Here is a 13,785-nt window from a genome sequence, read left to right as displayed (position 1 = left end):
CCAAGGAAAGGACTAAGGCTGGGTTGCCCCTATCCTAGCCAGCCTCCTGAGGCATGAAGGTAGCAGAGACTACTAGGGTTACCATAATCCCCGCTTGCCGTTGGGCATGATCGTCCGCCAGTTAGTCTTGGTTAGGGCAACCTGCTCCATCGTGATTTGGACACCACTGAGATCGACGCCGCAGAGGTTGGCCCCCTGCACGTTGGCATACTTAAAATTGGCCCCCGTGAGCTGGGTTCCCCGGAGGTCTGCGCCCTCCAGATTGGCGTAGCCAAAGTAGGCTTCGCTCAGATCCGCATCCCGAAAATTGGCATTTTGCAACACTGCCTTGCCGAAATTAGTATTGGTGAGATTTGCATTGCTCAAGTTAGCCCCGGTTAGGTCAGAGCCGTAGCAGTTGAGACCCGGTAAAAAGGCCCGGGGTAAACTGATGCCCCGTAGGTCTTGATCCGAAAAATCCCGCTGGCCTTTTTCGTAGGCCCCCAAGACCCCCTTGCTATTCCAGGTAACGGGCTCTTTTTTCGCTGTTGGATCCTGCCCACGACGATCTCGTTTACTGGAATGACCCTTGGGAGCATTCGGTTTAATGGAAACATTGACGTTTTCGCCAACATTGAGTCCACCGGCCCTAGGTGCCATTGGGCGCTCAGGTGTCCTGGGAGGTAAGTTAAATTGGGTTGGAGGAGAAGGATGTCCACCCGTACGGGTGCGGGTTTTGATACCGGTACTCATGCCGCTCAGGGCCGAACCTGGGGGACGGAAGCTTGTATTCATGGCGGTAGAGGGATCCGCCGCCGCCCGGTCTGTTTCATCCCGGTCTTGCGTTGTCTTAGAGGGATTGAAAAAACCCGTCGTAATCATCCCCTGCATCATGCCGTCATCGTAGGCTGGAATATTGAGGGCATCGAGTACCTGTTGGGCAGTTTTGTAGCGATGACGAACTGATAACTCCAGCATATTTTTAAGTACCTTCGCAAAGGATTCGCCGACGGTCACGTAGCGTTCCCAGTCCATCTCCCCGGTTTGATGATTGCATTCAATGTCCTTGGGCGTCCGGCCGGTGAGGAGGTAAATACAGGTCACGCCTACGGCATAGATATCACTGGCATAGACTGGACGCATGGCCATTTGTTCTGGGGGAGCAAACCCCGCCGTCCCCACCGCAAAAGCCGTCAGGGCCGTTTGAGCCGAGGTGTTAGCGGCCAAGATAGTATTGACTTCATTTTTAACCGCACCAAAGTCAATCAAGACCAACTTTTGATCGGTTTGGCGTCGAATGAGGTTGGCCGGCTTAATATCGCGGTGGATGACTTTCTGGGAGTGAATGTAGCTAAGAACAGGCATTAGTTCACTCAAAAACTGTTTCACACTCCCTTCGGTGAAGGGGCCATTTTTTTTGACTTCTTGGTGGAGGTTATGACCTTTAACGTACTCTTGAACGAGATAGAATTGCTGGTCTTCTTCAAAGTAGTCGAGGAGGCGAGGCACTTGAGGATGGTCGCCCACCTTGCCGAGGGTCTGGGCTTCTCGCTCAAAGAGTTCCTTGGCCATACGGAAAATATTCGGATCATCCGTGGCGGGACGTAATTGCTTGACCACACAGATGGGGGTACCGGGCAGTCCCACATCGGCCGCGGCAAAGGTCGCGCCAAACCCCCCTTTTCCCAACAGCCCCAAGACTTGGTAACGTCCATTCAGCCGTAACTTCCCACCACAGGCCTGGCATACTTGGATGTCGTTGGGATTTTTAGGATGAGGGCAAGAGGGATTTACGCAGTAGCTCATTCCGTATCACCAAAGATTAATGGTCTGACAAAAGTTCCTGGCCCCTGAAAAATAGGCTAGTAACTTCCCCTAATCAAACATGCCCTAAACCATGGGAGAATCACCACCCCCGGAGGAAGGAACTTTTTCCATGGCCGGTTGATGGGGTCGTTGACTACGAGGTTGATCGGGATGGCCGAAGGGCAGTGATTCAATATCTAATATTTTTGATATGTAGTGGCGCCAAGGGCGACGCTCGCTTGTTTCCAGGCTATCACAACTAACGATACAATAGTCTCGCTCAACGAAAGATAGGTAATGAAAGGCTATGCGTATCTCGGTCAACTGGCTCACGTCCCTTGTTGAACTGACGCTTTCTCCAGAAGCTTTAGCCGAATTACTAACCATTGCCGGTTTAGAAGTAGAGGAGATAGAAGACCGTCGTCAGTGGGCCCAAGGGGTTGTGGTCGGAAAGGTTCTCGAACGGGCCCAACATCCCAATGCCGATAAGCTGAGCGTCTGTCGAGTCGATGTTGGTGCTGCTGAACCGCTACAGATTGTCTGTGGGGCCAGTAATGTCAGAGCCGATATTTTTGTGCCGGTAGCCCTCGTGGGAACCTATCTTCCCTGTATTGACCTGAAGTTAAAGCCCACCAAGCTCCGAGGAGAACGTTCCGAGGGGATGATTTGTTCTTTAGCGGAACTGGGCTTGGAGAAAACCTCCGCAGGTATTCATATTTTTACTGATAATAATCTCCCGCCAGGCTTGGATGTACGACCCCTGCTGGGCTTGGATGACGTCATTCTAGATATTAGCCCCACGGCCAATCGGGCCGATGCCTTGAGTATGGTCGGGGTGGCCCGAGAAGTAGCGGCCCTGACGGGGGCCCGCTTAACCTTGCCGTCTATCCCGTCAATAACGGTGGCCCAGGCCAATGATCTAAAGATTCAGGTGCAAGAGCCTTCGGCCTGTCCCCTCTACATTGGTACAGTAATGGAGGGGATTACCATTGCGCCGTCTCCTGCGTGGTTACAACAGCGTCTCCAGGCCGCTGGGGTACGGCCGATTAATAATGTGGTTGACATTACCAATTATGTCTTGCTGGAATGGGGCCAACCCCTCCACGCCTTTGACCGGGAGCGTTTACAGGCCCTGGCCGGCAGTCCGGATCTCAGGCTAGGAGTCCGCTTTGCCCAGGCTGGGGAGAGTTTGTTAACCCTTGATGAGCAATTACGTTCCCTGACGCCGCAAAACTTACTGATTACCATCCAGGATAAACCTGTGGCCATTGCTGGGGTGATGGGGGGAGCCGAGACGGAAGTCCACGCCCAAACCCAAAATATTGTTCTAGAGTCGGCCCTGTTTGACGGGGTCACCATTCGCCGTTCTAGTAAGGCCCAGAACCTCCGCAGTGAATCCTCCACCCGTTATGAGCGGGGAGTTAACCAGTGCGAACTAGAGCAGGCCCTAGCACGGGCCATCCATCTCATCACGGAACTGGCCGGAGGCCAACCCATTCAGCAAAGCCAAGCCGATGCCCGGCCCCGTCTTGCCTCAACGGCGATTACCCTACGGTTAGATCGTCTTAATGCCATCCTCGGCCCTGTACAAAAGGATACGGGTCTGGGTTCTCTGACCGGAGAAGAGATTGAGCGGATTCTAATGGATCTGGGCTGTCAACTGACGCCTCTAAGCCAAACCCCCCTAACTTGGTCGGTGCTGGTGCCATCTTACCGCCAGCGAGATATTGAACGAGAAATTGACTTGATTGAAGAGGTGGCCCGACTCTACGGCTATGACCATTTTGTCGATCAACTGCCGCCCCAAACTCTAGCTGGGGGCCTGTCTTTAGCCTATCAACGGGAACGCTTGGTACGAGAGGCCTTTCGCGGGGTTGGGTTGACGGAAGTAGTGCACTATTCCTTGGTTAAGCCCCAGGGCCGGGAGGTGGTTTTAGCCAATCCCCTGTTGGCAGAATACTCGGCCCTGCGCACCAATCTGTTGGACGGCCTAATCGATGCCTTGGCCTACAATCTAGCCCAGGGCAATGGCGCCCTCAATGGCTTTGAAATCGGGCGGATTTTCTGGCAGGATAACCAGGGCATTCAAGAAGCCGAGGTAGTGGCGGGGATTCTGGGGGGAGAATTATTTCCCCAAGGTCGCTGGCAACGGGGAGGAAAACCAGCCCCCATGACTTGGTACGAAGCCAAGGGACTGCTTGAGCAAGTTTTTACCCGTTTAGGCCTGAGCGTAGAATATCAACCCGATCAAAAAGATAGTCGGCTTCATCCCGGCCGCACCGCTTCCCTCTGGCTCAAGGGCCAGGCCTTGGGCTATTTTGGCCAACTCCATCCCCAACTCCGGCAAGAACGAGACCTGATCGAGGCGGTTTATGGCTTTGAACTTCGCTTGGATATTCTCACAGCCGTCCTAATGACTCCCCAAGGCAGTATTCCCCATTTTCAGGCCTATTCTGCCTATCCCGCCGTGGAAAGGGATTTGGCCCTGTTTGCCCCCCTCGACCTGACAGTGGCAGACCTGACTCGGGTGATGACCAAAGCCGGAGGTAAACTTTTAGCCGGCGTCGAACTCTTTGATGATTACCGGGGCGAGGCCGTTCCCTCGGGCCAACGCAGTCTGGCCTTTAGCCTGGCCTATCGTCTCCAGGATCGAACCCTAACCGATGAGGATGTAGAGCCCGTTCACAACCAAATTCGAGCGGCCCTCAAGGCGGAATTCGCTGTTACCCTCCGGAGTTAATGTTTCCTTGCCAGGAAATAGGGCCGACTGATACAAATCCTTAAAAACCTTTGGGCAAGTCCATCGATATTTGATGCTAGGCTAGGTGCCAGGTATCATTATTTACGCCTCCTATGAAAACATTTTTTCTTTGGCCGGGGGCCTTGGCGGCCCTCTTGACGACGATGGGGGGAGCGGTGTTCTCTCCTCTCCATGCCCAAGTCGCTCCTGGCGATCAAATCCCTGCCGTACAACCTGTTCTAAAACAACCCGGATTGGATGATGTTGATAATGACCCCACTCAATTGCTCACCTGGGTTTGTCGCTACCAAGATAAAGAAGTTGCGGTTGAAACAAAGGATATTAAAGGTCTCCAGCAACTGATGAATGCCAATTCGGACTGGCAGTGTGCCCAAAATATTCCCACGATTCCCGACGGCAGTTTATCCTTTTCCTGTGAATCCAGTGAAACCTTTAATCTGTTGACTGTCTATTGGATCAAGGGCACGGGGAGCCAAAGCAATATGAAGGATTGGATGAACGCTTTGGCTAACAATCGTCAAATGGTTTGCACTGCCCGTGATAGTAACCTTTTTTGGGAATAGGCCATGCAGAAGCTATCTTCAACCTCTTCCATGGGTCGGGGACTCCAGGGTTTAATAGCCGGCGTTTTTTGGGCCACCTTTGGCCTGGGGGGTTTGACGCTCGGATTGGAAAATTCCCAACCGGCCCTGGCCTCGGCAGTCGCCCAGAGTCCGGCATCGCCCCTAACACTCCAGGCTTTGAAAAATGCCACCTACACCCTGTCCCAACAAGGAACCTTTACCCTAAGCAATGGCACCCTCCAGCAGGGAAATACGACACTGACGCTGATTCCTCCCATTGCGCTCGGAGACATCAACCAGGATGGCAGCCAGGATGCGGCGGTGATTTTGGCCCTCAACAACGGCGGTGATAGTACTTTTATGTACTTAGCAGTAGTGACCATTCAAGGTAATGGTTTGAGTAATGTTGATACCTACAGACTTGGTGACCGGGTTAGGGTTCAGTCCCTCAGCGTGAAAGGGGGCCAAGTCCGGGTGACCCTACTCAGACCGAAGCCGACCGACCCCCCCTGTTGTCCCACGGATCTAGTGGTGGAAGCCTACCAACTCAATCCCGCAGGTGTTTTGGCCCCAATTACCCTTAGTGAAAGCCAGCGGCAACAAATCCAGGTTGAAGACCTGCCCATTCCCACGGTGGCCCAAGATGATGATTTTCCTAGCCAGCCGTCCCTAGGGGAGTTTCAGATTCAGCTCTAGGGGCCGTGACATGGAGGTGGGGAAGTTTATGGATTTCGTATTCTCCCGCCTCTACCATGCAGTAGTTATCGGCTCCCACTGCTTGGCAAAAATTGGCCTCGATCTGGGCCAAAAGGTTCGGACAAATCGCCTTCCATTGCTGACGGGTACGCCAACGAATAATCAGAACAATTTCATCGGACTGGGCTGGATTAAGCCAGACTTCCTTGCTGACAAAGCCAGGTTGAGTAGACAGGGCCTGAGTCCAGTGGGCCAAATCCTGTTCCACAAAATACATCTGTAGGGTCGGTGGGACGTGAAATTTTAACCACTCAATTACCATCGTTAGTATTTATATAATTCAGGTAATCTATATTATTTGTATTGTAAACTCAGATCCATAAAATGCCTATTTTTTATGCATGTCATTCCCACTAAGATTCCAGATGCTGTAATTTTAGAGCCTAAAGTCTATGAAGATGAGCGGGGCTTTTTTTTAGAAAGCTACAATGAAAAAACCTTAGCCAAGTCCCTTGGATTTGCCCCTCATTTTGTGCAAGATAATCACTCCCATTCTCGCCAGGGAGTACTGAGGGGCCTGCATTACCAAATTACCTCCCCCCAAGGAAAGCTGGTGAGAGTTGTGACAGGAGAAGTTCTTGATGTAGCCGTTGATCTACGTCGCTCTTCTCCAACCTTTGGCCAGTGGGCCAGTTGTGTTTTAAGCGCTGAAAATAAGCGACAATTCTGGATTCCTGAGGGTTTTGCCCATGGTTTTCTAGTACTCTCTCCCAGCGCTGATTTTCTCTATAAAACCACTAACTACTATTGTGCAGAGGCTGAACGTACGATTCGCTGGGATGATCCGGATTTGGCCATTGATTGGCAATGCCCAGTTCCCCCGATTCTGTCGCAGAAAGACCAACAGGGCCAATGGTTTAAAAGTGCCGAGGTCTTTGTGTAGACGGGTGCAAGTCTCGATACGTTGCAAGGCCCTAAAACCCACTAATCCTGGGAAATGTCCTACCCTTCTTCAATTCGGTTTCCCCGTTTTAGGTCGTCGGGTATTGATTGATCTCTGTCGGTCTAATCCATCGGCCGGAGACGAGTTACCTTGAGATTAAAGCGGCCCCCCCCGGCCAGGCCAAAAGTTCGTACCCGGACAATATAGCGGCCCGCTTCTTGAATGCGAGCAAACAGCAGAGAGTTACTGCCGCCCTCGGGGCTATCATCGTTGGCCCCGACCGTGGAACCATCGGCAGCGATGAGCACGAGCACCGTATCAAATTCGTTCGACTGCAAATCAATTACAATCTGGTCGTTGGCCTGGAGTTGGACTTGGTAATCCCGCGCGAAGCCCCCTTCGCCGGTGGGAATATCCTGGGGAGAAAGCACATCCGTCAGGGTTTGGTTGAGGGCCAAAGGTAAGGGCTGATAGAGGGCCGTTTGGGCCTGAACGGGAGCAAGAAAGCAAGTACAGAAGCTAAGACCTAGCCCTAAACCCCACCAGCGGAAACGTATAACCAATTTGAGCAATCCTAGCGTAGAATGGACACTCCCTTGATTATAGAAAGCGTTGTAATGGCCTCAAGTTTGAGGAGGTGTAGATGCGTTATCCATGGTGGTCATTGCTCATCGGGTTTGGCTTAACCGTTGGCCTTGGGTCTCCGAGTTTAGGAGCCGAACAAATCGTACTCCGCTACAGTATCTTGCAAGAATCCATCCCGGTTCAGGATTTAAGTCAACTGAGTCGTAGCGGCGAAGTCTCTCCTCGTCTAGCCGGTTATCTGGCGCTAGCAAAGAAGCAACCGGAAGACCTGCGGCATTGGCTCAATCAATCCGTACAGGCCAGTCCTGAATTATTATCCCAAGTGCTGAACGGTTTTCTCGGTCAATATCTATTGGGGCAAATTAGCGAGGTGTTCCATACGCCTTCCCAGAAAGCCAGCCCTGAGGCTCTACGCGGAGCCTTGATTACCTCTGCCGTCAATGACAATCAGGTACAGGTGATTGAAATTCTGGAAAATTACCCCACCCAGGAATTGTACGTCAATGGCGATCGCCTGATGGAACTATACCAACAATTCAAGAGCATGGAAGCCAGTTTGTCTAAACTCCCTTTCTGATCCAATCCCTAGAACTGCCCCCTCAACACCGTGAACCCAGCCTGGTAAGATAAGGGCGAAGACTATATGTATAGTCCAATACCGTTTAGTGAGTGGGATCGCATTTCGGCATGACAACAGCATGGGTATTTCCAGGACAAGGATCGCAGAGCGTGGGCATGGGGCAAGACCTACCGGCCATCCCATCGGCCCAGGAGAAATTGACCCAAGCCGAGCAGATTTTGGGTTGGTCAGTGATGGAACGATGCCAGGGAGATGAGGCGGAACTCTCCCAGACGCAGTACACTCAACCCTGCTTGTACGTGATTGAAAGTATTTTGAGTGACCTTTTGAAGGGCCAAGGGGCCAGTCCTGCCTACGTAGCCGGCCATAGCCTCGGAGAATATTCGGCCCTCTACGCCGTGGGGGTTTTTGACTTTGCCACGGGATTACAATTGGTGAAACAGCGAGCAGAGCTGATGAGCCAGGCCCAGGGAGGCAAAATGGCGGCCCTGATGAAGTTTGACCCGGCTCAATTATTAGAACTCCTGGCCACAACCCCCGATGTTGTTCTCGCCAACGATAACAGTGCGGAACAGGTGGTGATTTCTGGGAAACCAGAGGCAGTGGATAGTATTCTGGCCCAGGTGAAGGCCAAGCGGGCTGTTCCCCTTAAGGTTTCCGGGGCCTTCCACTCTCCCTTTATGGCCGGAGCGGCCCAACAATTCCAGGCCATTCTAGAAAATACGCCCTTCCAGGATGCCCAGGTGCCCGTTCTATCCAACGTTGATCCCACCCCGACCCAGGCTGGGGATATCCTCAAACAACGATTAATCCGACAAATGACGGGGTCGGTGCGCTGGCAGGAAATTATGCAGGCCCTGCCTCCCCTCGGTGTTACGAGCGTTTGGGAAGTAGGGCCGGGTAAAGTGCTCACGGGCCTGTTTAAGCGGACTTGCCCTGACCTGGAACTCAAAAATATTTCTGGCCCGGCGGATTTGGCTGAGTAGACCTTTGCTTGTACTGTCTCGCTTACAATACAGGCCAAAACTCGTCCCTGCAATGATTCCAGAACGCTGAATATTCCTCTACAGACATTGTTCCCCGGTTCGGGGTAAGGTAGGAGAGGAACACTGTTTGATAGCTATGACCCTCCGCCTCTACAACACCCTGAGCCGTCGTAAAGAAGCCTTTCAGCCCCTAGAAGCAGGCAAAGTCAAAATGTATTGCTGTGGCATTACGGTCTATGACTATTGTCATCTGGGCCATGCCCGCACTTGTTTAACCTGGGATGTTGTCCGGCATTACTTGCAGTGGTTGGGTTATCAAGTTACCTATATCCAAAACTTCACTGACATTGATGACAAAATTCTGAACCGGGCCAAGGCGGAAGGCACCACCATGGAGGCTATTTCGGAACGGTTTATTGATGCCTATTTTGAGGATATGGCAGCGCTCCAGGTGCAGGCCGCCGATGCCTATCCCCGTGCAACCCATAGTTTAGATGGCATTAAACGTCTGGTGGCGGAACTGGAAAATAAAGGCTATGCTTATCCGGCCCAAGGCGATGTTTACTATGCGGTACGACGTTTTCCCGATTACGGTAAGCTCTCGGGGCGTAAGTTGGAAGACCTTCAGGCCGGGGCCAGTGGCCGGGTGGAGGTAGAAGATATTGAAGCGGCGAAGAAACAAGACCCCTTTGATTTTGCCCTTTGGAAGGCCGCTAAACCGGGGGAACCGGCCTGGGAATCACTCTGGGGTAGTGGCCGGCCGGGGTGGCACATCGAATGCTCAGCCATGGTAAGGGAACACCTGGGCGAAACCATTGATTTACATGTAGGAGGGAGTGACCTGATCTTTCCTCACCACGAAAACGAAATCGCCCAATCGGAGGCGGCCACCGGGCATCCGCTGGCCCGTTACTGGTTGCACAATGGCATGGTGAAGGTCGGGGGGGAAAAAATGTCGAAGTCCCTGGGAAATTTCACCACGATTCGAGATTTGCTCACTGAGATAGATCCCATGGCCGTTCGTTTACTCGTATTGCAGGGCCATTATCGTAAGCCGCTGGACTTTGCCCCGGAGGCCCTGCAGGCCGCCAGTAATGGCTGGCAGACCCTAGCGGAAGGCCTTCGTTTTGGAGAGCAGTACGGCAGCAAACTCGGTTGGACGCTTAAACCCTTGGCCCTCCAGCCGGATAGCAATGCCTACACCCAGGCCTTTCACCAGGCTGTGGATGATGACTTCAACTTTGCCGGGGGCCTGGTGGTGCTGTTTGAGTTAGCTAAGGAGCTACGTCGTCAAGGCAATTTGCTCACCCATCAGGGCCAGATTGATGCTGATGCCCAGCAACTCGAATCCCATTGGCAGACCCTGGTGTCGTTGGCCCAAGTTCTAGGCTTCAAGGCCCCAGCCCCCGTTGAGGAGCATCGTTCAGGGCCGACAGGACTCACCGATGCGGAGATCGAGGCCCTGATCCAACAACGAACTGCAGCCCGCCAGTCCAAAAATTTTGCCGAAGGCGATCGTCTGCGGGACTTGCTCCAGGCCCAGGGGATTACCTTAATTGATCAGCCGGGGGGCCTGACCCAATGGCATCGCTAGGGATATTCCTGGTCGGTTTTTTGTTGATTGGCCTCAGTTTAGCGCAACCGGCCCTGGCGACAACCCTAACCTTCCAGTGGACGGGGCAACAGGGTTATCACTTAGAAGGCTCCCTTCACTATCCCGATGATCTGACTGCTGGCCGGATTACAGAACAGGGCCAGGGCCAAACCCAGGCTATTGACCAACTCGTGGTGGCCATCTACAGCCCCCAGGGCCAGTTACTAGAGCAATACACCAATATTGTGGCAGGCCAGTCCCATAATCCCTATCTCCAGCTAACGGTCAACCCCCAAACAGTGCGTCTGCAAGGGGAAGTCGATGTGGGAGGGACACAACCCCAGGAATGGTTTTTAAAAGGGAAACTCGGCCAAACCCTCCACCTGATTAAAATTGATCAGAATGGTCAAGAAATTCCGGTTGATCAAGGCCGGGGGAAAATTGCCGTTGGAACCTAGTCGCCCTAACCTAACGCTCACAAAAGGTTTATGCTTTCTGTCTTGCTATCTGCTGACCCATGGGCTCTAGGGTGCCGCTGTTGCAGAGCGAACAAGCTCCAAACTCGTTTTAACAGCCGCTAAAAATTGGTTGGCCGCCAGGGCCCTTTGTTTACCACTGGGATCATCCCAATTGATTAAATACGTGTAGTAAGTCCAGCAGTCGGGGCGAAAACTGACGCCGCCAGCGATACAGAGGGCATATTGGGGCGGCCAATCAATACTGCCTCCTTTGACGTAACCGAAGGCCCCCGGTGGGATAAAATCCCATAAAATCGAGGGCAAGGTCAACATGCGCTTAAAGATACCGAGGGTTTTAGCTTCGGTAAACAAAGCGCCCTGTAAAGCTTGCTCATAAAAAGTCACAAAATCCTGAGCAGAAGCGGTCATCGTTTGTTGGTTATTGACAATGGAGCGAGAGGTTCGTTCATTTTTATCAGCCGCAGCTTTGATTTTTGCCCATCCCCAATCCTCGCCGCTCTTGGCCCCCAGCAGATAGGACAACATGATGTTAATACTGTCTGGAATGAAGGTTTGCTTTAAACCAATGGTCTGAATAAACTCTCGGACAGCTTGGGGAGTAACCTTAGCCAAGATTAAGTCGGTGGCCGTATTATCACTGTGCATCATCATGGCTTCCAGGGCAATTAAAGCAGTCGTTTCACCGGTTAAGGTTTCAAAGACGGGACTGGAAAGCACCCTCACTCGATCATCTACCCTCAATACGTCCGTCAAACTCACTTTTCCCTGTTCCATTTGGCGGAGAAATACTGTTAAAACATAAACTTTAAAGGCACTACCACAAAACAAGGGTAATTCCGGCGCTAAACTGACGTCCCAAACCTGATTCTGATTCACAGTTTTCAGTTTGACTGCGGTCTGGCCTGGTAATGACTGGAATAAGTCAATAATTTGAGAATCCATATCAGGCTTCTTGGCCATGGCCTGACGACTGACGGGCGAGATCAGGGTGGCAATCGTTGCAGCAGTCAAGCATCGTGTAAATTGGCGGCGCGGCAGGGAAAACAACATTTTGTGAGAGTCCTAGACCTGGGTTACGGCAAAAAAGTGAGTGCTTGGGGAGTCAAGGCCTTAAATTTTAAGATTCTTGCTTCCCTCTATAAAACAGTCTTAAAAACATTTGAGTCGTTGTTCGGTAGCACCACCCGACGTAACCGTTAGCGATTTTGACGGAACGCTTCCCCGTACTCGAAATCCTTCGTGAGTTGGTGGGCTGCTTCTGAAAGCGTCAGCTTGGTTGCATAATTTGCCCCTATCAGTCTAACCAGCCGATTCCCCTTCAAGAACTGCGGGAGTATGCCACAATTGTAACGATACAAAACAGATAAGTAGTACTGGAGGTAACGAAATCCTGTGAATCCCATCGAGCTGATGCAAAAAGGCGGGCTGGCTATGTGGCCCCTCCTCTTCCTATCGATCTTATCTGTTAGTACTATTATTGAGCGCCTCTGGTTTTGGGGCCAGATTGTTCTGGGGAACCAGCAAGTAACTGACCGTATCCTCGATACCGCAAGTCGGGATTGGGATCTGGCCATCCGGGTAGCCAAGGAAAGTCAAAAGTACCCCATTGCTAAATATTTACTGGCCCCCCTACGCTTACCCCACCCAGACCCAGAAATTTTCCATTTGGCCCTGGAATCCGCTGCCGATGACGAACTGGCCCTGATGCGTCGGGGGGACAAAATTTTAGAAGCGATTATTGCCTTATCTCCCCTCTTAGGCCTGTTGGGGACAGTATTGGGTCTGATCCAATCCCTTGGCTCGATCCAGATAAGCGACCTGGGCACCTCTTCCACGACAGGTGTTACCCTGGGGATTGCCGAATCCTTAATTTCCACCGCCGCCGGCCTGATTATTGCCATTATTAGCTTAGCTTTTTATCGTCTTTTCCAGGGCCTGTGGTTTAACCAAATGCGGGTCTTTCGTAAGGCTGGAGGAGCACTGGAGGTTATTTATCGTCAGCGCTGGCTAGAGGAAGAGGCTCAATATGAAGAAGCCCATCCCTATTCCGAAAGTGCGTCGAGCTAGGGCCAGCAACCCGCCGTCTTATTGCCCCTTTACCCCTAAGAGCTATTGCTATGCCTGCCTCCCCCTCCTCCAAGTCTCCGCGTAAATTATCGGTTTATCATCCAACCCGTCCCTTAAAGCTTTGGCAAGACCATGGCCACGACCAGGGGGAAACTCGTATTGAAATCGTGCCTCTGATCGATGTAGTTTTTTGCATTTTGACCTTTTTTATCCTGGGGGCCGTGGGCCTTTCCCGCCAGCAGGCCATTAGTTTAGATCTACCTCGGGCTAGTACTGGTACTCCCCAAATGCGGGAAATGTTTATGGTCAGCCTAGATGATCTGGGCCAACTCTACGTTGAAAAACAGCCCGTGACTGAGTCCCAGCTTTCCAGTGCCCTCAAAAATTATCACCAATACAATCCCCAGGGCCTGATTGTGCTCCATGCCTCCCGTAATGCCAGTTATAACGACGTTGTGCAACTTCTGGATTTATTGCGTCAGGTCGGGGGCGACCGTGTGGCCCTGGCGACCCTACCGGGTGAAGCTAAACCAAGCACTGGCTCTAATAACTTTAATTCGGGTCTGGGTAACGGCACCTTGCCCAATGGCTTTAATACACCGGGACTGAATGTACCCGGCAATAATCCTGCTCCTAATTTTGCCAATCCCCTACCCGGCAGCCTACCTAATAACAGCTTTGGCAATCCATCCCTTGCCCCCTCTGGTGCCAACCCCACTCTTCCCAATGTCCCCCCGGCCCCCAAT

13 protein-coding genes and 1 pseudogene are annotated in these 13,785 nt (G+C 52.2%); 10 read left to right on the top strand and 4 right to left on the bottom strand.

The annotated features are described in order from the left end of the window. Nucleotides 1–78: 78 nt before the first annotated feature. Nucleotides 79–1,785 carry a serine/threonine-protein kinase gene (locus ABXS88_RS10330; protein WP_353671964.1) on the bottom strand — a complete coding sequence of 569 codons (1,707 nt, stop codon included), beginning with the start codon at nt 1,783–1,785 and terminating at the stop codon, nt 79–81. Between the two features lie 307 nt (nt 1,786–2,092). Here ABXS88_RS10330 and pheT point away from each other — a divergent pair, with 307 nt between their 5' ends. The 3 genes from pheT to ABXS88_RS10315 all read left to right on the top strand — a co-directional run bounded on the left by pheT (nt 2,093) and on the right by ABXS88_RS10315 (nt 5,805). Next, entirely contained in the window at nt 2,093–4,525 is a 2,433-nt protein-coding gene (gene pheT / locus ABXS88_RS10325; RefSeq protein WP_353671963.1) for a phenylalanine--tRNA ligase subunit beta, read from the top strand. Nucleotides 4,526–4,638: 113 nt separating this feature from the next. Continuing rightward, on the top strand, nt 4,639–5,109 hold the full coding sequence (locus ABXS88_RS10320) for a hypothetical protein (protein ID WP_353671962.1): 471 nt from the start codon (nt 4,639–4,641) through the stop codon (nt 5,107–5,109). A 3-nt stretch (nt 5,110–5,112) separates the two neighbouring features. Continuing rightward, entirely contained in the window at nt 5,113–5,805 is a 693-nt protein-coding gene (locus ABXS88_RS10315) for a hypothetical protein (RefSeq protein ID WP_353671961.1), read from the top strand. On the opposite strand, the gene ABXS88_RS10310 is transcribed toward ABXS88_RS10315, so the two are convergent. After that, on the bottom strand, nt 5,765–6,127 hold the full coding sequence (locus tag ABXS88_RS10310; RefSeq protein ID WP_353671960.1) for a TIGR03792 family protein: 363 nt from the start codon (nt 6,125–6,127) through the stop codon (nt 5,765–5,767). The genes ABXS88_RS10315 and ABXS88_RS10310 overlap by 41 nt on opposite strands. 75 nt (nt 6,128–6,202) lie before the next feature. Here ABXS88_RS10310 and rfbC point away from each other — a divergent pair, with 75 nt between their 5' ends. Next, entirely contained in the window at nt 6,203–6,748 is a 546-nt protein-coding gene (gene rfbC / locus ABXS88_RS10305; protein WP_353671959.1) for a dTDP-4-dehydrorhamnose 3,5-epimerase, read from the top strand. 122 nt (nt 6,749–6,870) lie between these two features. On the opposite strand, the gene ABXS88_RS10300 is transcribed toward rfbC, so the two are convergent. Then, the gene (locus ABXS88_RS10300) at nt 6,871–7,311 is read right to left on the bottom strand and encodes a PPC domain-containing protein (RefSeq protein ID WP_353671958.1); all 441 of its coding nucleotides are present in this window, start codon (nt 7,309–7,311) and stop codon (nt 6,871–6,873) included. Nucleotides 7,312–7,391: 80 nt separating this feature from the next. Here ABXS88_RS10300 and ABXS88_RS10295 point away from each other — a divergent pair, with 80 nt between their 5' ends. The 4 genes from ABXS88_RS10295 (at nt 7,392) to ABXS88_RS10280 (ending at nt 10,951) form a co-directional block, all read left to right on the top strand. Next, complete coding sequence (locus ABXS88_RS10295) at nt 7,392–7,910, top strand: alpha/beta hydrolase (protein ID WP_353671957.1); 519 nt, start codon at nt 7,392–7,394, stop codon at nt 7,908–7,910. A gap of 110 nt (nt 7,911–8,020) precedes the next feature. Further along, nucleotides 8,021–8,899 (top strand): ACP S-malonyltransferase, encoded by an 879-nt coding sequence (gene fabD / locus ABXS88_RS10290; RefSeq protein WP_353671956.1) that lies wholly within the window; start codon nt 8,021–8,023, stop codon nt 8,897–8,899. Nucleotides 8,900–9,035: 136 nt separating this feature from the next. After that, complete coding sequence (gene cysS, locus ABXS88_RS10285; RefSeq protein WP_353671955.1) at nt 9,036–10,493, top strand: cysteine--tRNA ligase; 1,458 nt, start codon at nt 9,036–9,038, stop codon at nt 10,491–10,493. Further along, the gene (locus tag ABXS88_RS10280) at nt 10,481–10,951 is read left to right on the top strand and encodes a hypothetical protein (protein WP_353671954.1); all 471 of its coding nucleotides are present in this window, start codon (nt 10,481–10,483) and stop codon (nt 10,949–10,951) included. Before cysS ends, ABXS88_RS10280 begins: the two co-directional genes overlap by 13 nt. A 66-nt stretch (nt 10,952–11,017) precedes the next feature. Here ABXS88_RS10280 and ABXS88_RS10275 read toward each other — a convergent pair whose 3' ends face one another. Further along, complete coding sequence (locus tag ABXS88_RS10275) at nt 11,018–11,983, bottom strand: serine hydrolase (RefSeq protein ID WP_353671953.1); 966 nt, start codon at nt 11,981–11,983, stop codon at nt 11,018–11,020. Nucleotides 11,984–12,364: 381 nt separating this feature from the next. Here ABXS88_RS10275 and ABXS88_RS10270 point away from each other — a divergent pair, with 381 nt between their 5' ends. Further along, nucleotides 12,365–13,039 carry a MotA/TolQ/ExbB proton channel family protein gene (locus tag ABXS88_RS10270; protein ID WP_353671952.1) on the top strand — a complete coding sequence of 225 codons (675 nt, stop codon included), beginning with the start codon at nt 12,365–12,367 and terminating at the stop codon, nt 13,037–13,039. Nucleotides 13,040–13,089: 50 nt separating this feature from the next. Beyond that, a pseudogene (locus tag ABXS88_RS10265) lies at nt 13,090–13,779 on the top strand (biopolymer transporter ExbD); the annotation flags it as partial. Between the last annotated feature and the right edge of the window lie 6 nt (nt 13,780–13,785).

This window comes from Synechocystis sp. LKSZ1, from assembly GCF_040436315.1.
Taxonomy (GTDB): Bacteria; Cyanobacteriota; Cyanobacteriia; order Cyanobacteriales; family Microcystaceae; genus Synechocystis.
This window is presented reverse-complemented; position numbering and strand designations above follow the sequence as displayed.

Excerpts from the sequence above, each read along its gene's own strand:
- ABXS88_RS10295 (WP_353671957.1), top strand. The coding sequence starts at position 7,392 with ATGCGTTATCCATGGTGGTCATTGCTCATCGGGTTTGGCTTAACCGTT.
- pheT (WP_353671963.1), top strand. The coding sequence starts at position 2,093 with ATGCGTATCTCGGTCAACTGGCTCACGTCCCTTGTTGAACTGACGCTT.
- ABXS88_RS10330 (WP_353671964.1), bottom strand. The coding sequence starts at position 1,785 with ATGAGCTACTGCGTAAATCCCTCTTGCCCTCATCCTAAAAATCCCAAC.
- ABXS88_RS10310 (WP_353671960.1), bottom strand. The coding sequence starts at position 6,127 with ATGGTAATTGAGTGGTTAAAATTTCACGTCCCACCGACCCTACAGATG.
- cysS (WP_353671955.1), top strand. The coding sequence starts at position 9,036 with ATGACCCTCCGCCTCTACAACACCCTGAGCCGTCGTAAAGAAGCCTTT.
- fabD (WP_353671956.1), top strand. The coding sequence starts at position 8,021 with ATGACAACAGCATGGGTATTTCCAGGACAAGGATCGCAGAGCGTGGGC.
- ABXS88_RS10280 (WP_353671954.1), top strand. The coding sequence starts at position 10,481 with ATGGCATCGCTAGGGATATTCCTGGTCGGTTTTTTGTTGATTGGCCTC.
- ABXS88_RS10320 (WP_353671962.1), top strand. The coding sequence starts at position 4,639 with ATGAAAACATTTTTTCTTTGGCCGGGGGCCTTGGCGGCCCTCTTGACG.
- rfbC (WP_353671959.1), top strand. The coding sequence starts at position 6,203 with ATGCATGTCATTCCCACTAAGATTCCAGATGCTGTAATTTTAGAGCCT.
- ABXS88_RS10315 (WP_353671961.1), top strand. The coding sequence starts at position 5,113 with ATGCAGAAGCTATCTTCAACCTCTTCCATGGGTCGGGGACTCCAGGGT.